The 17,505-nt window shown below is 59.9% G+C and carries 14 protein-coding genes; 4 read left to right on the top strand and 10 right to left on the bottom strand.

What is annotated here, in order from left to right:
- Positions 1-77: 77 nt before the first annotated feature.
- Complete coding sequence (locus tag I3J13_RS23665; RefSeq protein ID WP_035238465.1) at positions 78-1,103, bottom strand: substrate-binding domain-containing protein; 1,026 nt, start codon at positions 1,101-1,103, stop codon at positions 78-80.
- A 303-nt stretch (positions 1,104-1,406) separates the two neighbouring features.
- Between I3J13_RS23665 and I3J13_RS23670 the strand changes: the two genes are divergently transcribed.
- Together I3J13_RS23670 and I3J13_RS23675 are read left to right on the top strand one after the other, a co-directional pair.
- Entirely contained in the window at positions 1,407-2,642 is a 1,236-nt protein-coding gene (locus I3J13_RS23670) for an ROK family transcriptional regulator (protein ID WP_059756472.1), read from the top strand.
- A 146-nt stretch (positions 2,643-2,788) separates the two neighbouring features.
- Positions 2,789-4,804: a hypothetical protein gene (locus I3J13_RS23675; protein ID WP_196380447.1), complete on the top strand. Its 2,016-nt coding sequence runs from the start codon at positions 2,789-2,791 to the stop codon at positions 4,802-4,804.
- Positions 4,805-4,846: 42 nt separating this feature from the next.
- Here I3J13_RS23675 and I3J13_RS23680 read toward each other — a convergent pair whose 3' ends face one another.
- The gene (locus tag I3J13_RS23680; protein ID WP_196380448.1) at positions 4,847-5,659 is read right to left on the bottom strand and encodes a nickel-binding protein; all 813 of its coding nucleotides are present in this window, start codon (positions 5,657-5,659) and stop codon (positions 4,847-4,849) included.
- A gap of 158 nt (positions 5,660-5,817) precedes the next feature.
- On the bottom strand, positions 5,818-7,761 hold the full coding sequence (locus I3J13_RS23685) for an ABC transporter ATP-binding protein/permease (protein ID WP_196380449.1): 1,944 nt from the start codon (positions 7,759-7,761) through the stop codon (positions 5,818-5,820).
- A 222-nt stretch (positions 7,762-7,983) separates the two neighbouring features.
- Between I3J13_RS23685 and I3J13_RS23690 the strand changes: the two genes are divergently transcribed.
- Positions 7,984-9,192 carry an MFS transporter gene (locus I3J13_RS23690; protein WP_196380450.1) on the top strand — a complete coding sequence of 403 codons (1,209 nt, stop codon included), beginning with the start codon at positions 7,984-7,986 and terminating at the stop codon, positions 9,190-9,192.
- Between the two features lie 176 nt (positions 9,193-9,368).
- On the top strand, positions 9,369-10,178 hold the full coding sequence (locus tag I3J13_RS23695) for a cyclase family protein (RefSeq protein WP_196380451.1): 810 nt from the start codon (positions 9,369-9,371) through the stop codon (positions 10,176-10,178).
- A 67-nt stretch (positions 10,179-10,245) separates the two neighbouring features.
- Here I3J13_RS23695 and I3J13_RS23700 read toward each other — a convergent pair whose 3' ends face one another.
- The 7 genes from I3J13_RS23700 to I3J13_RS23730 all read right to left on the bottom strand — a co-directional run bounded on the left by I3J13_RS23700 (position 10,246) and on the right by I3J13_RS23730 (position 17,394).
- Positions 10,246-11,241 (bottom strand): hypothetical protein, encoded by a 996-nt coding sequence (locus tag I3J13_RS23700; protein ID WP_196380452.1) that lies wholly within the window; start codon positions 11,239-11,241, stop codon positions 10,246-10,248.
- 183 nt (positions 11,242-11,424) lie between these two features.
- Positions 11,425-12,294 (bottom strand): D-psicose 3-epimerase, encoded by an 870-nt coding sequence (locus tag I3J13_RS23705; RefSeq protein WP_196380453.1) that lies wholly within the window; start codon positions 12,292-12,294, stop codon positions 11,425-11,427.
- A 66-nt stretch (positions 12,295-12,360) separates the two neighbouring features.
- Complete coding sequence (locus tag I3J13_RS23710; protein ID WP_196380454.1) at positions 12,361-13,026, bottom strand: nucleoside triphosphate hydrolase; 666 nt, start codon at positions 13,024-13,026, stop codon at positions 12,361-12,363.
- Positions 13,027-13,052: 26 nt separating this feature from the next.
- Entirely contained in the window at positions 13,053-13,901 is an 849-nt protein-coding gene (locus I3J13_RS23715) for a TIM barrel protein (RefSeq protein WP_196380455.1), read from the bottom strand.
- A gap of 1 nt (position 13,902) precedes the next feature.
- Positions 13,903-14,898: an ABC transporter permease gene (locus I3J13_RS23720; protein WP_196380456.1), complete on the bottom strand. Its 996-nt coding sequence runs from the start codon at positions 14,896-14,898 to the stop codon at positions 13,903-13,905.
- On the bottom strand, positions 14,895-15,911 hold the full coding sequence (locus I3J13_RS23725; protein WP_196380457.1) for an ABC transporter permease: 1,017 nt from the start codon (positions 15,909-15,911) through the stop codon (positions 14,895-14,897). The genes I3J13_RS23720 and I3J13_RS23725 overlap by 4 nt, the downstream gene beginning before the upstream one ends.
- Positions 15,904-17,394, bottom strand: coding sequence for a sugar ABC transporter ATP-binding protein (locus I3J13_RS23730; RefSeq protein WP_196380458.1), 1,491 nt, complete (start codon positions 17,392-17,394; stop codon positions 15,904-15,906). Before I3J13_RS23730 ends, I3J13_RS23725 begins: the two co-directional genes overlap by 8 nt.
- Positions 17,395-17,505 lie beyond the last annotated feature (111 nt).

The raw sequence follows: 17,505 nt of genomic DNA on the forward strand, positions 1-17,505 counted from the left end.
GACGGTGTTTATTCGGAAACTGACCTGGCCAGGAGTGACGCCCCGCGGCTTAGAGAGGACGGGGCGTCAAAGGCTGCTCAGCCCCAGCAGGCCTTCAGCGCTTCATCGGAAGTGATCGAGTCAACGCCGGCAACCGGCTTGTCGGTGACGAGCGTGACGCCGGTATTGAAGAACGGCAGGCCGGGGCTGGCCTCGGGCTTCTTGCCGGATTTCACATATTCGACGATTGCCTCGACACCAAGCGACGCCATCTTGAGCGGATATTGCATCGACGTTGCGCCGATGACGCCCGCCTTCACGTTTTTAACGCCGGGGCAGCCGCCATCCACAGAGGTGATTATGACGGAGTCCTGCTTGCCGGTGGCCTTCAACGCCTCATAAGCGCCGGCGGCGGTCGGCTCGTTGATGGTGTAGACCACATTCAGATCGCTGTCTTTCTGGAGGAGCGTTTCCATGCCCGTGCGGCCGCCCTCTTCCGATCCCTGCCCCCACTGGTGGCCCACGATGCGCGCATCGTCCTCATCCAGATAACGCGTCACGTCCTTGGGATCGATGCCGAAACCCTTCATGAAGCCCTGATCGCGGGCGACATCCACTGTCGGCTGGTTTTCAAGCGCATCGATAAAGGCGACCTTGGCCTTGGAAGCATCGCCAACCGTTTTGGCGGCCCAGGAACCGATCAGTTCACCCGCCTTGAAATTGTCGGTCGCAAAGGTCGCATCGGCGGCATCGGCAGGTTCGAGCGGCGTATCGAGCGCGATGACGAGGATACCCGCCTTACGGGCCTGCTCCACCACCGGCACCACTGCCTTGGTGTCGCTCGCCACCATCAGAATACCCTTTGCACCGGCGGAGATCAGGTTTTCGACAGCAGCCACCTGGCTTTCATTGTCACCGTCGAACTTGCCGGCGAAACTCTGGATCTTCACGCCACCAAGTTCCTTGGCCTTCAAGGTCGCACCTTCGCGGATCTTGGCAAAGAAGGGATTGGCTTCGGTTTTGGTGATGACGCCGATAAGGATGTCTTCAGCCTGCGCGTTCAAGGGAATGAAAGCAAGACTTACCCCCAGAGCGAGCGCTGCGGCGCCGAGACGTCCGGACATGGCAAAACTGCCCGCAGAAGCGGGTTTTTCAAAAAACTTCATTTGAAATCCTCCCAGATTACCAAGCGCTCCCTCCCATCCGGAGGACGTAATCCGTCTTGGCGCGATTATTACTGACCCCAATTATGCATACTGTCAACATTATCTAATTACCATTTTGTATTTTTTTATACATATATCAGGAGCAATATCGGAAATTTCGGATTATAAGGGGATTTTCTACCAAATATTGGTAAGCAGTCTCGTCAGGCACGCGGCCGCATGCCAGACACTAAAAGACGCTGTGAGGAACGGAAACCGGCAATGGCAAGCACAACCTCCGGACAAGGATCTACCCCTCGCGAGTGGCAGGGCGATCTCAACGCGATCAAGGCAAGCGCGGCGCTCTTGTCGCTCGTCGGTTCGGGTCGCGCCCGTTCGCGCAGCGCCCTGACCGAACTTTCCGGCCTCTCGCGCGCGACTGTACACCAGAAACTCGCAGGCCTGATCGATGCGGGGTTGATCCGCGAGACAGAGGAAACGCTTCCGAGCGGCGGACGGCCCACGCGCGCCCTTGATCTCAACCGCGACTTCGCCGTCGTCCTCTCCGCCGATATCGGTGAGCAGCATATCCGCGTCGCCGTCACCGACCTGCAGCCGCGAATCCTGACGGAAATCTCGGAAACGTTCGATATTCTGCGCGGCCCCGCTGTGGTTCTCAACTGGATCGAGGAGCAGTTCGAGGCGCTTTTATCGAAGATTGGCAAAACAACAGCCGACGTGCTGGGCATCGGCATTGGCCTGCCTGCCCCTGTCGATTACGCCAACGGCCGGGTCGTCGGTCCTTCCGTGATGGTCGGGTGGGACAATTTCGAAATCAGGCAACACCTTGAAGAAAGATTCGGTGTTCCCGTCTACGCCGAAAACGACGTGAACCTTCTGGCCTTGAGCGACCATCGGCAGCGACGGACGAATGTGAGCGAAATGGTGTTCGTCAAGGTCGGGACGGGCATCGGCAGCGGCATCATTACGGAAGGCCGTCTTTATCGCGGTGCGCAAGGTGCGGCGGGCGATATCGGCCATATCCAGTTCGCACGTGAACCCGCACCGCTCTGCCGCTGCGGCAAGATTGGCTGCGTCGAAGCGCGCGCCGCCGGCTGGGCAATCGCACGCGAGTTGCGCAAAGAGGGCATCGAGGCGCACACCGCCCGCGACGTGACCCGGCTGGTCGAACTTGGCCAACCGCTTGCCATTCACCTCGTCAGGGAATCCGGCCGCATTCTCGGCGAGGTCATGACAAGCCTCGTTAGCATCCTGAACCCGCAGATGATCGTGATCGGCGGGACACTGGCAATCGCCAACGACCACCTTCTGGCCGGCATACGCGAGCTGGTCTACAAGCGCTCGCTTCCCCTGGCGACGAGGGAGCTGGAACTGGTGATCTCGCCCCCGGACCCGGACGCAGGCATCATGGGCGCTGCCATTCTTGTGGTTGAAGAACAGATGAAGGCACAGAATGTCGAAATGGTGATGTTGCGCCATAGCGCGCAGCCCAGGTAGAGGCCAGCCAGCACTTCGGATTACCTGACACCTCCTCTCCGTCAAGATTTCCCACGCGAGGAACCGCCTGGCAATGACCACTTGCTAAGCAACTTTTGCGTGCTTAAAAGGCAGCCAATATCAGTTCGTTAGAGAGGACTCACTTCGTGGAACAGGAAAACATCCAGACCGGCAAGGGTCGGCGCAGGGCGCTTTGGGCGGCAGTTGCGATTATTGCCGTTGCTGCCGCAGGCGTCATCGGCGGCAAGACCTTCTACGAAGCAAAGGTGAAGGAGCTGGTTGCCCGCAGCGGTGCGACGGCCACTTCCATCGAGGTCGATTTTCTCGGGAAAATTCATGTTCGCGATCTGACGCTGCCGCTTGAAGAGGGCGGAAATATCAAGATCGCGGCTATCGATGGACGTCCGAAACTTCCGTTTCTGGACGGCGCGTTGGACATGAACACCATCGACATCGATGTGCCGACCGGAAAGATTTCGATGGCGCAGGCCCGCGTCGAGAATGCCGCATTCGAAAAGCCGGCACAGGCGGAAGGAAACGGCGGCTCCCTGCCCCGGCGCATCGAGCGCTTCGCGGCGACAAGCATCTCCACGCCGGAGGTGACGTTTACCCAGTCCGTCGCGACCACCGAGCAGAAGACCGTTTACAGGAACTTGGCTTTCTCTGAGATCGCCGGCGGCCGCATTGCCCGATACTCTATCGACAATGGCAGCTACGACATCAAGATGCAGCTTCCCGACGGCGAAGGCGCGATGAAAGACAAGCATATGGTCGTGTCGACCGGCGCGATCGCCGGTCAGGACATCGACGTCGCTTATCTCGCCCGGCTCTATACGGAAAAGGCCGGCCCGGACGACAAGGAAGCGAAGCCGCTCTACGGGCCGGTCTCCGTCAAGGCCGTTTCCTTCTCTGAAGGAGACGGTCATTTCAGCTACGATGAAATCCGCAGCGATGGCTTTACCGCCCGCATGCCGTCCGAACCGCTGCTGGATACCCTGAAAGCGCTGACGGCGACCAAAGATCCCGACCAGCTTCCACCGCAGGAACGCCAGGCGCTTTTCGCAAAGGTCGTGTCCATTCTCGACATGTTCGGCAAGAGCAACATGCAGTTCATCGGCCTCAAGGCCGACGCGCCGGACGAAAAGGAAGGGGCGGCCGGCAAAAGGGTCAAGGCCACCATCGACCGCATCGACATGCAGATGGACAGCCGCACGCTCGACTTCGGCTTGAATGGCATGTCGATCGGCGATGGCGACAGCAAGATTGAAGTCGCGGAAGCAAGCCTCAAGGGCTTCGACTGGAGTTCGACGATCAAGGGAATTTCCGAGATCATCGCGCTCGACGAGACGCAGATGGAAACCTTCCAGTTCAATCGCCTGATACCGGAACTCGGCCGGGTGCGCGTCGGCGGCATCAACGTCGATATCGCCGCGCCGGAAAAGACGGAGGAGGAGACGGAGGAAGAAACGGCCGGAACGCCGGAACGCATCAAATTCTCGCTCAAGAATTTCGAGATGGGGCTGACCAAGCCCTTCAACGGCATTCCGACCGATATCGAGATCAGGCAGGACGAGCTCACGCTTCCGATTCCTGCGGATTCGACGGAGGAAGTTTTCGTCGAAGCCCGCAAAATGGGTCTCGAAACGCTGGCCTTCTCTTATGGCCTCGCCGCCGGCTGGGACGAACCGAACAGCAATCTGGTGATCCGCGATATCTCGCTCAGCAGCAAGGATTTCGGCAGCGTCAATTTTGCCGGTCTGGTAAGCGGCTTTACGGAAGAGTTCTTCTCCTTCGACGTCAATCGCGCGCAGGCGGCGCTCTTCGGGCTTGCCGGCCGCGAAGTGAAGCTCACGATCAAGGACGAAGGCCTGATGGCCAAGGCGATCAAGCTTTATGCCCTGCAGAACGACATGACGGAAGATCAGGTACGCGCCACTCTGACGCTTGTGGCGAGCATGATGCTGCCGCAGGTGGCGGCTGAACAGCCCAAGCTGCAAAACGCCGTGGAAGCGCTCGTCCAGTTCATCAGCAAACCCGGGACCCTGACGGTAACGGTCAAATCCACCGGCGCAAACGGCCTCGGTATTTTCGATCTGGTCGCCGCCTCCGACAATCCGATGGGGCTTCTGGACAAGGTCGATATTCAGGCGACCGCCGAATAAATCGGGCGATTTCTGCCCCTTCGGTGGCTGCACAAGCCTTAGCTAGTGCAGCCACTCGCAACTATAGGCCAGCACCGGCTCGGCAAAGCCTTTCAGCCTGTAACGATCGCCATGCACGAGGACATCGGCGCCGCCATATTCCTGAAAAGTCTTGTCCGATATCAGGATCTGGTCGCTCTCGGCGGCGGCGCAAAGCCTCGCCGCCAATTGCACGGTCGTACCGAAGAAATCATTGCTGTCCTCGATAGGCTCCCCGCAATCCAGACCGATACGGATGTGAATGGGCTCGCCCCTGTCGCTGTTGTAACGATGGAACTCGCGCTGGATATCGATGGCGCAATCCACCGCAAATGGCGTGGAGGAGAACACGGCCATTATGCCATCGCCGGTGTGCTTGACCTCCCGCCCCGAGCGCCGCCCCAGACAACCGCGCACAAGGGCATCATGCGCCCGGATAAGTTCCGCCGCCATGCGATCGCCGAGGCGGGCCGTCATTTCGGTTGAACCGACGATGTCCGTGAAAAGGATCGCGCGGTGGCCGGGGTCCATATTTTTCGAGGCGGCCCCAGGCGCCACCGGATCCTGTATTCGCCCGAGAAACGCTTCCACCGCCGACAGCGCGACTTCCACCACCTCGCTGGCGACGAAGCCGTGCGCTTCGCGATGCACGCACTGCGCGGTTTCAGCGTCCGGCGCGTCCATAAGGCAAAACGCCGTGCCGCGCCTTTCATCGAACCAGTAGGTCAAAAACTTGACGCCGTACCGATCCTGAATGTTGATATCTTTAAGATGTGCCGCGGCGATATCGGCAGCGGAAACGCCGGCAAGCTCGTGCCGGTCCATGAAGATAGGCATTGGTTTCCTCCCAAGAGTATATCGTTGCCTCCTCTGCCAGCCATTTTATGACTTCGCCGAATTGCCGTCCATCGTTCTTACGGGTGACGCCGCACAGGGCGGGAACACCGGAAAGGGCGATATTCGTTCGCGTTAGCACTCGCGACAGCCGCAGCGACTTAGCTGCGTTTGACCATGCGCCGAAGCAGGGAGCGGGATCTGGCCTTGCGGGAAATGAGGTGGATATCGCTGACCAGCTTTGCGCCGCCTTCCCGGCGTTCCAAGGTTATCTTCCGGCTATGGAAGGCCTCCAGTTCGGCACGATGCGCCACGCTGATGATGGTGGCGTCGGGCAACTCATCGATCACCGTCTGCATCATCCTGTCCTGGCTTTTTTCGTCGAGAGCCGCGGTCGCCTCGTCCATGACGATGATATCCGGGTCGTTCAGCAACAGGCGGGCAAAGGTCAGCCGCTGTTTTTCACCGCCCGACAGCGTCTGGTCCCACGGCGCCTCCTCTTCCACCTTGTCTTTGAGATGGCCGAGACCGACCTTGTCGAGAGCTTCTCCTATCTCTTCGAACGTCCAGCTCTCGGCCGCCTGCGGATAGCAGACCGCCCGGCGAAGGGTGCCGGAGGGAACATATGGCCGCTGCGGCAACATGAAAAGCCGGCTGCCGGCCCGAAAACTGACGCTGCCTCCGCCCCATGGCCAAAGGCCCGCGATTGCCCGAACGAGCGTGCTTTTACCGGATCCGGATTCGCCTGCGACGAGCACTCTTTCTCCCCGCCCGATCTCGACATCGGTCTCCTTGACCACGGCCGTACCGTCGCCGAGCGACACCGAAACATCCTTGAGGCTGAGCATCGTTTCGCCTTCCGTTTCGCCGCGCACGATCCGGCCGAGCTTATCGCTCTGTTCGGCCCGCTCCAGCCCGTCAAGCGACATCATCAGGGAGGCAACGCGGCGTGCGCAGGCATTCCAGTCCGCCAGCCGGGGATAGTTGTCGACCAGCCAGCCGAAGGCGGATTGAACGATGGTAAAAGCGGATGCCGCCTGCATGACCTGGCCGAGAGACATGCTTCCATCGAGAAATTTGGGCGCGCAGAGAAGAAGCGGAACGACGGGCGCAATCAACATCGATCCATGCGACACGACCGTGGTGCGCATATATTGCTGCGCCATCTGCTTCCACTGCTGCCGGACATTGCGGAACCTCCTGTCGAGGTCGCTACGCTCCTCCTCTTCGCCGCCAAGCAGGGCGATGCTCTCCCCGTTTTCCCGGACACGGGTGAGCGTGTAACGGAATTCCGCCTCCAGCTGGTTCTTGACCTCGGAGACCCGGACGAAATTCCGGCCGATCAACGCGATGGAACTCGATGTGATGAGCGCATAGATCACCGCCGCAATCACCAGAAAGCCGGGTATCGTGACCGATACCCCACCGATCGGCAACGTCAGCGCGCCGCCAATCGTCCACAGAACGACGATAAAGGTGGAAGCCGATACGAAGGCGGCAATGACGCCCGCCACGAAATCCACCGGCGCTTCGGTGGCGATCCGCATATCTTCCGATAGCCTCGCCTCCGGATTCTGATGGTCGCCGTCGATCAGGTTGAGCTGATAGTAGCGGCCATTTGCAATCCATCGGGAGACCAGCACCTTGGTCAGCCACGACCGCCAGCGCCGCTGAATACGCATTCTGACGTAAACCTGCGAGGTCACAATGAAAACGCTTCCGAGAACCAGCGGCGGAAATATGGAAGCGAGAAAGTAGACCGTCGATGCATCCCGTTTTTCAATCGCATCGAAAATCCCGCGATTCCAGACGTTGATGCCATATTGGAAACCGACATTGACGCCGATCATAGCCAGAAGCCCGATGGAAAACGGCCAGGCCAGCCCATCCCCACGGCGGCTCCAGAAACCCCGCGCGCTGATCAGGAATCGCTTCAGAAGATATCGCTTGCGCGCCTCTTCGGCCTGCTGCGGCGTCAAACCCGAAGCGGGCTCCAATTCCTCCGGCGGAAGGGGATCATCGGGTGCGTCGTTGGCATGAACATTCTCTGCACGCTTTCGGCCGGTGCCATCGATCGGGTTCGGTTTTGCGTCAGCATCGGTCATGGATGCATAAACGGATGACCGTTTGAAAAGTTGCCGGCCCGAAACAGTTTCCGGTTGGCGGAACCGGCCCGGTCACTGCAAAGGCATCCTCTTCACGCGAATGGCGCGGCGAACGTTGTGCGATGCACAAATTTCGGAGGAATAGGCATGAAATTCGGATTTTTAGATACATATCATCCGGAAAAAACCGTCTAAAACTCTCTCAACTCAAGGAGAGACGTCATGACGGACACGACATCGCAGTTTGATGGGGTAGCTATCCCCCTGGAGACCACAGAAGAACCCGCATGGACGGCGGCGACCTGGTTCGCTGTTCTTTCCATGGCGGCCACCAGCTTTGCGCTGGTATCGTCCGAGTTCCTGCCGGCGGGCCTGTTGACGCCCATGGCGCGCGATCTTGGCATCACCGAAGGCACGGCCGGGCAGGTCGTCACGGCCACCGCCTCCGTAGGCGCGGTGACGGCCCTGTTGAGCAATGTTCTGATCGGCAAACTGAACCGCAAGACCGTGCTTGTCGGTCTTAGCGCGCTGGCTATCGCCTCCAACGTTCTGGCATCGGTTGCCGCCGATTTCTGGCTATTGCTGTTGGGCCGGGCCGGGCTGGGTATTGCGCTCAGCGGTTTCTGGGCGCTGTCGGTTGCCGTTGTGGCGCGGCTTGTCGGCGCAAACTCGACCGGGCGCGGCATGGCTATCGTCACCCTCGGCGTTTCGCTCGCCACCATCGCTGCTCCTTCGATGGGCGCCCTGATCAGCGACTGGCTGGGATGGCGCATCGCCATGTCGATGACGGCGGGACTTGCCATAGTTGCCATGCTGCTTCAGATACTCAGCCTGCCGTCGCTGCCGGCAAGTACAAGCAACAGTCTTTCCGATGTTCTGCGGCTGACGCGGCGGCGTAGCATACAGCTGGGGATGCTTGCAATCCTGCTGCTCATGACGGGCCATTTCGCCGGCTCGGTCTATGTCCGTCCTTTCCTCGAACAGGTAACGCAGCTTGGCACCAAGCCGATTGCACTCGCCCTGCTCGGGTTTGGCGTCGCCTCCGTGATCGGCAATGTCGCGGGCGGCCGAATGGCCGACACCAGTATCCGCCTCGCACTCGTCGTCACCGCCGCCTTGATGGCATTTGCGACAATCGCCCTCGTTGTCTGGGGCGTTCATACCGGCGCCGCATTTGCTCTCGTCGCCCTTTGGGGCCTTGCCTTCGGCATGGCGCCCGTGGTGCTGCCGACCAATCTTTCGCGCGGCGCTCCCGATGCTCTGGAGGCAGCAGGCAGCCTGATGGTCGTTTCCTTTCAGGTGGCTATCAGCATCGGTGCGGTTTTCGGCGGCTACATCGTCGACTCCTACGGTGCGACCGCTCCGTTGGCCCTGACCGCAATCCTGGCTGCATCCACGGTCGCTCTCGCCCTGCTGCAGCGTCCTGATTGATCCCTGCCTTTTCCGGGGCCGCAGGCGAGGCAACTCCCTGCGGCACTCGGATGCGCGGCGACTAGCCGAAACCGCCATCCGAACACGGGTCAAAAATCAGGGATTGTCCTGCCTTGCGTCACTCCACCTTTGCGCTACGCTTGGGAACAGGCATTTCTCAATGGAGGGACTGAGGCATGTGCAACAACTGTGTGATCGAGAACGTAAAACGGAACATGCTGTCACGACGCCTGCTGTTCAAAGGCGCCGTGGCCGGTTTAACGGCCATGACGGCGGGCAGCCTGGCGGCCCCGGTGCTGGCGCAATCGCCCCGGCAGGTCGTTGATCTGACCCATACCTATGATTCCACATTTCCCACATTCGATGGCAAACCGGGCATAGAATATGAGTGGGCAGCGGAGATCGCCAAGGACGGCTATCAGCTCCACAAACTCACCATCTACGAACATACCGGCACCCATATCGATGCGCCTTTCCACTTCAGCGCGGATGGCGCGAGCGTCGACCAACTGGAGCCGCAGAAACTTGTGGCGCCGCTTGTCATCGTCGACATCACCGACCGCGCTAAAGACGATGCCAATTCCACCATTGAAGCCGATGATATCGAACGCTGGATATCTGCGAATGGCGACATTCCGGCAGGTGCAATCGTAGCTCTGCGCTCCGGCTGGGCAACCAAAGTGAAGAGCCCCTCATTCCGCAATGACGACGCCGGAAAATTCGCCTTCCCCGGTTTCGGCAAATCGGCGACCGACCTTCTGCTCAAGCTCGACACCGTCGCCATTGGCGTCGACACGCTTTCGCTGGATCCCGGAAACTCCGCGGATTTCGCGGTTCACAATTCCTGGCTGCCGGCGGGGCGCTACGGCATCGAAGGGCTGAACAACCTTGAGGCTCTGCCGGTCAAGGGAGCGACCATAATCGTCGGCGCGCCGGCACACCGCGGCGGAACGGGCGGCCCAGCCCGTATTCTGGCCCTGGTCTGATACCGGCGCGCACTGGTGAGGCAATAACCGAACTGCCATGCCCACGGCACCTCGCCGCCGCGCGGGATCAATTCTGGAGAACGGACAGAACCTTTCCGTCCCTGCCCTGCACGATATCGTGCGACGGCACCGGTGGAGCATCGGCAGCGGGCAGAGGCGGAATTATCAACCACGCGCCGGGATAGTCGTTGCGAAGATGCCGGGGATTGTAGCGAATATTGGTTCCGGCGGCATGGTGAAGCGTCCCGAGCGTTGCGTCTCTTGACAGGACACCTCTTTTGATCTCGTGGAGTTTTCGCTCGCCATCAAGGGCAAGCGTTGCCTCGGAAAGATCGAAACTGTCGATGTGAACGGTCTGGTCCTTAGCCGTATCGAGAACCCATCGATCGGAATCGACGAAGCCATCGGTATAGACATTGCCGGTGGAGGCGCGCAGGGACGTGCCTTTCGGCAGGGTGATGCCGTCGACAACATTGCCATCGGAAAGAGTGCAATTGCTGAAAGCGGAGATGCCGCCATCGGGCGAAAGATCGAACTCCACCGATTGCGTCGCGTCGCAGCGCCAGCCGTTCTGGGTGGTCACGCCTTTGCCGGTGATCCGCATGGTCTGCGGGGTAAAGCCCACTGTTTCATAGTTCTCGTTGGTTTTTATCGCGATATAACGGGCAATCTCGACGGCGTCGATATCCGCCACCCGCACGGAATGCGGAAATACGGCCCGGTCGAAGGCTTCGCTGTTATTGGCAATGGCCAGTTCGAGTTTCGTGCCCTTGGGCATATCGATCTGGCCAAGGCGCGTTGGCTCGAGCAGTTCCGGCCGATGGCTTGCCGCCCTCTCTTTGTCGTAGGCGCGCATCTGCAGATAAAAATCACCGAACCGAAAGAGGGTAAAAAGCGCGACGGCGGTTACCAGCCCATAGGGCAGGATCATCGGGCGCTTCCAGCGGCTTGCCACATATCGAACGAACAGCGAGAGCGTCCAGACGATCCATATGAGGGTCGTGATGAGCAAGAAGGCAAGAAGAAGCAGCGCTTCGACGGAGGGGAGTGCGACAGGGATCATGCAAACCAATGGTCTTGGGTGGATCGTTTTGATCCCGAAGAGACATCAGAGCTTTAGCCCACAAGCGGTTGTCTTTTCAACTCTGGGGATGGCGGGCGGAACAAGCCACCGATCTGCTGTGACATTTTGCGGTGTTAACCGAGCGACAGATAGCCGCCGCCCGATCAACGGACTTATGGGGAGTCAGCCGCCAAGCACGAAACGGGAGAATGCCAGGGCATTGCGGGCATCCTCGTCCATTTTCGCGAGGTCGGCGCCGCCGCTGAGATCGCGCCACACCTTGATGTCGGAGCCGATCGTACCGCCTGTCTTGACGAAAGGCTCCATGACGACCGCGCCAGTGTAATTGATATCGCGAAGAGCGAGGCCGATTTCGTGCCAGGGCATTCTGCCCTTGCCCGGTACGCGGCGATTGCTCTCGCCGGTATGGAAATGCCCCAGCAACGGGCCAGCCGTGCGGATGGCCTCGCCAAAGCTGTCTTCCTCGATATTCATGTGGAAAGTATCCAGCATGACTTTTACGTTGTTCTTGCCGACATCCTTGACGAAAGCGACGCCTTCGGCCGCCGTGTTGAGCACGTGGTTTTCAAAACGGTTGAGGACTTCGATGCACAGGTTGATGCCGAGATTATTGGCGAAATCGGCAATGCCGTGAATGCCTTCGACGCCGCGCGCATAATCGCCCGCCTTGTCGACCGGCTGCGAATAGTCGATCGGCCAATAGGAATGCAGCGCGCCGCCGATGGTGTGGATGTCGAGCTTGGCGACATTGGACAGGGTACGTTCAAAGAACGCCTTGCCGGCTGCACGAACAGCGGCATCCTCTGACGACAGGTTCTTCGTTTTCGAAGGGCCGATGCCGGCGGTGAGGATGATGCCGTTATCCTTCGCGCTCTGCCTGATGACGGCGAGTTCGGCGTCGCTGTATTCATTGATGTGGTGGGCGGCGACTTCGATGATATCGAAACCGAGCCTGGCGACCTTCTCGATATAGGGGCCGAACTTGGCGCTCCACTCATGTTCCCAGTAGGAGTAATAGATGCCGTGTTTCATGGGGGTCTCTTTCGCTTTTCTGTTTCGCTTGACTTTGGATAGGGAGGCGCAGCCCTTCAGGCAGGTTCAGGACGCGGAACTGCTTCCCGGATTTCCGATGCGAAGATCCGGCTCCGTGCTTGTCGACGTGATGAAGCGGCCGTTGGGGAGATCGTTTTCCTCCACCTTCCGGTTGATCTCGTCCTCACCAAGACCGAAGCTCCGCCAGCGGTCCCGCAGCCGCGCGCGCAGATCGTCCTCGTCGACATCAACGAAAATCGTGAGATCGAAGATCGGCTTGAGGCGATCCCAGGGCGACTGGCCGGCGAGGAGATAGTTACCCTCGCAGACGATGATATCGACGGATTGCGGGATCAGGCGGCCGCCGGCGCGGGCGATTTCGATGGCGCGGTCAAAAACGGGGACGGCAACGACATCGTCCTCATTGGCCTTCAGGCGCTCAAGCATGTGGCGCAAGCCGTGAGCATCGAACGTATCGATGGCGCCCTTGAAGGGACGGCGCTTCATCTCTTCCAGAACGGCATCGTCATAATGAAAACCATCCATCGGGAACAGTGCGGCGGACACGCCTTCGCCTGCGTTCAACGCATCGACCACGCATTCGGCGATGGTTGATTTTCCCGATCCGGGAGCGCCGGCAATCGCAATCATCACACGCCGGCCCTTTGCCCCTTCCAGTCGCTGGAGGGCAAGGCCCGCAATCTCGCGGGCATTATCGTCAATAGTGCTCAAGGTTCTCGCCCCGATAATGAGTGCTTTCAGAAAATGCGGTACTGGTTTGCCTTGTCGCGCAGGAATGACAGTCCCTTGTCGAGAACCTCATCGGCGCTGGGCGCAACCGGCCGCCAGGTCGAAATCGCGCCGGCCATCTCCCTGGGCATCGCAGCGAAGCTTTCGAGCGTCAGCACACCCTTGAAGCCGATGGCCGCGAGCGCCGAAAACACCTCGTCCCAGGCAACATTGCCGCAGCCCGGCGTGCCGCGGTCGCTTTCCGACATATGCATGTATTTCAGATGGTTGCGGGCGGCGATGATGCCATTGGCGATGCCCTTTTCCTCCATATTCATGTGAAAGGTATCGAGATGGATAAAGACGTTGTCGGCGCCGATCCGCTCCACCAGCGCCACCGCCTGTTCGGCGGAATTGAGCAGATGGTTTTCGTAGCGGTTGACCGTCTCGATGCCGAATTGCAGGCCGAGGGTTTTTGCGTGGCCGGCAGCCCTGGAGAGCGCCCTTGTCAGATTGTCATATTCACCCTGCGTCGGCGGAAATCCGGTTCGCTCATTGGTGCCGCCATAGGTAACACCCGTCAGCGCTTCCGCGCCCATTTCTGCGGCCTTGTCGAGCGCAGCGCTCAGGTGGTCGATTGCCGCATCGGGACGTACGGACGCCCAGGCGGGCTCCGGCAGCACCAGCGAACAGACGGCGCGCAAGCCGTATTTTTCCAGCAAACTGCGTGTGTGTTTTGCATCGATGGCAGGGATATCGATGAGCGGAATCTCGATGAAATCCTGACCGTAATCCGCAGCAGCGGCGATGGACCGTCTGGCGTTTTCGTGGTCCCATTTGAGGGACCACATCATTGCGTGAACACCGAAGCCTTTCACGTCATACCTTCTTTCTGAGAGATGCGAAGTAGCTTGAAAACAGGCCGCGCGCCGCCATGACGACAATCATCAGCACGCCCCAGAGCGCCGTTGCCAGATGCTGGTTGGCGCCGAGAAGATTGAGGCCAGATGACAGCAGTTGCAGAACGATAAGCGCCACGAAGACCGGCAGGACACGACCGAAACCGCCGAACGGATTGATGCCGCCAAGAAAGGCCGCCAGCACCGTGATCAGCAGATAGGATTCCCCGTGGCCGACACGGACGGAGTTGAAACGGGCAAGCATGATGATGCCGGCAACCGCACACATCAGACCCGAGAGCGTGTAGACGAGAACCTGAATCTTGCGCGTATTGAGGCCGGAATAACGCGCGGACTCGATATTCGAGCCGATCATCAACAGCCCGAAGCCGAGCTTGGTTCGTGTCAGCAGCACATGCCAGAGGCCGACGCAGACGATGAAGATCAGAAGCGGGATCGGCAGACCGAGAAGCGTGCCGTGACCGAGCGGCGCCATATAGGCTGGGAAACCGGAAACGTCTCCGCCACGGGTGAGAAACTCGCCAAGGCCACGCAGGAAGATCATCATCGACAGCGTCACCAGAATGGGGTGCGCGCGGGTGTAGGCAATCGCCGCCCCCGTCATCGCGCCGGCAGCGCCGCCGGTGACAAGTGCGGCAAGGCAGGCGAACAGGAATGCGCTCGGCGGCGCATCCACCCCGCCATGGGCCTGCAATACCCAAGCCGCGGCGAGACCCGACAGATTGGCGGCGAAGGTGACGGACAGATTGATGCCGCCCGTCAGCAGCGGCAGCAGCATCGCCAGTGTCAGCAGGCCGAGTTCCGGCAGCTGGAAGGCGACCGAACCGAATGTCGCAAGCGAGAGAAAGTTATCGGCAAAGGTTCCGAAGATGAGCATGACAGCGATGAAGGCAATCACCGGTCCGGCCATATCGGCACCGAAAATCGCGTTGAATTTCCGAACGAGACTGTTCATCGCTGTGCGCTCCCCTTCTTTGCGGATGTCCGTAAGGCGCTCGGCAGGAGCTTGTCGAAGCGGGTGGAAGAGAGCGTGATGGCGATGAGGATGATTGCCCCGACGATCATCTTGAAGGCAAAGGGAGAAACGCCCATCAGGTTGAGACCGTTCTGGGTGATCGACACCATCAGCACCCCGAGCACGCAGCCGATGACCGACCCCTTGCCGCCGCCAAGCCGCGCGCCGCCGAGGACGGTTGCGGCAAGAACATCCAGTTCGCGGCCATAAAGCGCGTTCGGCACCACCTCCTGCGCGTAATGCGCCTGCATGAGCCCGGCAATGCCCGCCATCAGGCCGAGCCAGCCGAAGGAAATATAGTGCATGGCGCCGATATTGATGCCGAAGCGGCGTGCGCCTTCGGGATTGTCGCCGAAAGCATAAAGTTTGCGGCCGACGGTGGTGCGCGAAATCATGAACCAGGTGGCAAAGCAGCAGAGGATCATGACCACGACCGGCAACGTCAGCTCGACCCAGGAACCATCGGACATCTCGCGCTCGTAAAACACCACGCGCGTCGACAGCCATTCCGGCAGGTCGTAGATCGACACGCCCTTGGTGAAGAACATCAACAGCCCGAAGAAGATGTTGAAGGTGGAAATGGTCGCAACAATGGAAATGATGTTGAGGCGCCAGACGAGGAAGGCGTTGACGAAACCGAGACTGAGGCCAACCGCGCCGGCAATGATGAAACCTTCCGCCCAGTTGCCGCCGCCGAGCGCATTGAGCGCCAGCACCGTGACATATTGAACGACGGAGGCGGCGACTGCGAAGGAGATGTCGATGCCGCCGGAGATCAGCACCACGAGCAGGCCGACCGCGAAGATGATGTTGACCGCCGAGACATTCAGCACATCGAAAGCGTTGGAGATGGTGAGGAACCGGTCGGTCGCGAAGGACAGTCCCGTGCAAAGCAGCACCATGACCACAAACAGCGTGAATTCAGTCGTATGTCCGAGGATGAGCCTACGCATAGATGGCGGACTCCAGTTCGGTCAGCGACAGGCGTCGCGGATCATAGGTGGCGTGGAACCGGCCTTCGACCATGTGGATGACCCTGTCGGTGTTGAAATAAACTTCCGGGGCTTCGTCGGAGATCACGATAATCGAGAGACCTTCTGCGGCGAGCTTGCGGACGATTTCGAAGATGCCGGCGCGGGCACCGACATCGACCCCCACGGTCGGCGCGTCGAGGATGAGGATTTTCGGGCCGATGGCCAGCCACTTGGCAATCGCCACACGCTGCTGGTTGCCGCCCGAGAGCGTGCGGATCGGATCTTCCGGCAGGCCGATCTTGACGCCGAGCGCCGAAATCCAACGGGAAACGACATCCGCCTTTTTCGACGGTGAGATCAGGCCGCCGCTCAGCAGCCGGTCGAGCGAGGCCATGACGAGATTGTCGGCAATGGATTGCGGCTGGTTGAGACCAAGCGATAGCCGGTCCTCGGAAAGATAGGCGACGCCCGCCCGGATCGCATCGCGGTTGGAATGAAAATCCACCTTCTTGCCGTGAATCAGGATTTCACCCGATTGCGGCCGATGCATGCCGAACAGCGTCAGAGCCAGTTCCGTGCGGCCGGCTCCCAAGAGGCCAGTAACGCCGAGCGTTTCTCCCCGCCGCAGATCGAACGAAACATCCTCGAACTCGCCGGCCCGGCTCAGCCCGCGCACCGAGAGAACGACGGGCTTGTCATCGTGATCGGCGGCAATGACGGCGCTGTCGAAATTACGGCCGGTCATCAGTTCGGTCACCCGTGACTGGGTCATGCCTTCAACGGGAAAGACACCGACAAGCGAGCCGTCCCGCAGCACGGTTATGCGGTCTGAAATCTCCAGCACTTCCGCAAGGCGATGCGAGACGAAGACAACCGCCACACCGGAAGCCGACAGGTTGCGGACGATGTCGATCAGATAGTCGGTTTCAGATTGCGTCAGCGAGGCGGTCGGTTCGTCCATGAAAACCAGCCGCGCTTCCCCGACCAGCGCGCGGGCAATCGCCACGATCTGACGCTGGGCGATGGGCAGTTCCTTGAGCGGCTTGTCGAGATCGATCTCGACGCCGAGCCGGGCCAGCGCCTTTTCGGCAGCCTGTTCGATGGCGCGCTTGTCGACCAGCCCGTATTTTCCATTCACCGCGTACTGGAAGCCGATATTCTCAGCCACCGTCATTTCATCGAACAGCGCCAGATCCTGCCAGATCACCTGGATGCCAAGCGATTGCGCAAGCGTCGGGGTCATCGCGGCTATCGGCTTGCCGTCGAAATAGAGTTCAGCATCACTCTGGGGCGTGTAAACGCCCGTTATGACCTTGATCAGCGTGCTCTTGCCACAGCCGTTTTCGCCGGCAAGGCAATGCACTTCACCCGGATTGACCTCGAAAGAAACACCCTTCAGCGCGCGAACGCCGCCGAAGGTGACTTTGACATTTTTGAGGGACAGGAGCGGTTCTGCGCTCATGATAATGTAAATCTCCTTCGCCGCGGCAGCATTGCAGACGTGGCGCTCGGCATGTTTTTCCAGATGAGGCGTCGCGCGAGTATTACACCCCGCGCGACGCCCTTGGCCTTG

This window comes from Agrobacterium leguminum, from assembly GCF_015704895.1.
GTDB lineage: Bacteria > Pseudomonadota > Alphaproteobacteria > Rhizobiales > Rhizobiaceae > Agrobacterium > Agrobacterium leguminum.

Excerpts from the sequence above, each read along its gene's own strand:
- I3J13_RS23700 (WP_196380452.1), bottom strand. The coding sequence starts at position 11,241 with ATGATCCCTGTCGCACTCCCCTCCGTCGAAGCGCTGCTTCTTCTTGCC.
- I3J13_RS23725 (WP_196380457.1), bottom strand. The coding sequence starts at position 15,911 with ATGCGTAGGCTCATCCTCGGACATACGACTGAATTCACGCTGTTTGTG.
- I3J13_RS23690 (WP_196380450.1), top strand. The coding sequence starts at position 7,984 with ATGACGGACACGACATCGCAGTTTGATGGGGTAGCTATCCCCCTGGAG.
- I3J13_RS23680 (WP_196380448.1), bottom strand. The coding sequence starts at position 5,659 with ATGCCTATCTTCATGGACCGGCACGAGCTTGCCGGCGTTTCCGCTGCC.
- I3J13_RS23685 (WP_196380449.1), bottom strand. The coding sequence starts at position 7,761 with ATGACCGATGCTGACGCAAAACCGAACCCGATCGATGGCACCGGCCGA.
- I3J13_RS23705 (WP_196380453.1), bottom strand. The coding sequence starts at position 12,294 with ATGAAACACGGCATCTATTACTCCTACTGGGAACATGAGTGGAGCGCC.
- I3J13_RS23670 (WP_059756472.1), top strand. The coding sequence starts at position 1,407 with ATGGCAAGCACAACCTCCGGACAAGGATCTACCCCTCGCGAGTGGCAG.
- I3J13_RS23695 (WP_196380451.1), top strand. The coding sequence starts at position 9,369 with ATGTGCAACAACTGTGTGATCGAGAACGTAAAACGGAACATGCTGTCA.
- I3J13_RS23730 (WP_196380458.1), bottom strand. The coding sequence starts at position 17,394 with ATGAGCGCAGAACCGCTCCTGTCCCTCAAAAATGTCAAAGTCACCTTC.
- I3J13_RS23665 (WP_035238465.1), bottom strand. The coding sequence starts at position 1,103 with ATGTCCGGACGTCTCGGCGCCGCAGCGCTCGCTCTGGGGGTAAGTCTT.
- I3J13_RS23720 (WP_196380456.1), bottom strand. The coding sequence starts at position 14,898 with ATGAACAGTCTCGTTCGGAAATTCAACGCGATTTTCGGTGCCGATATG.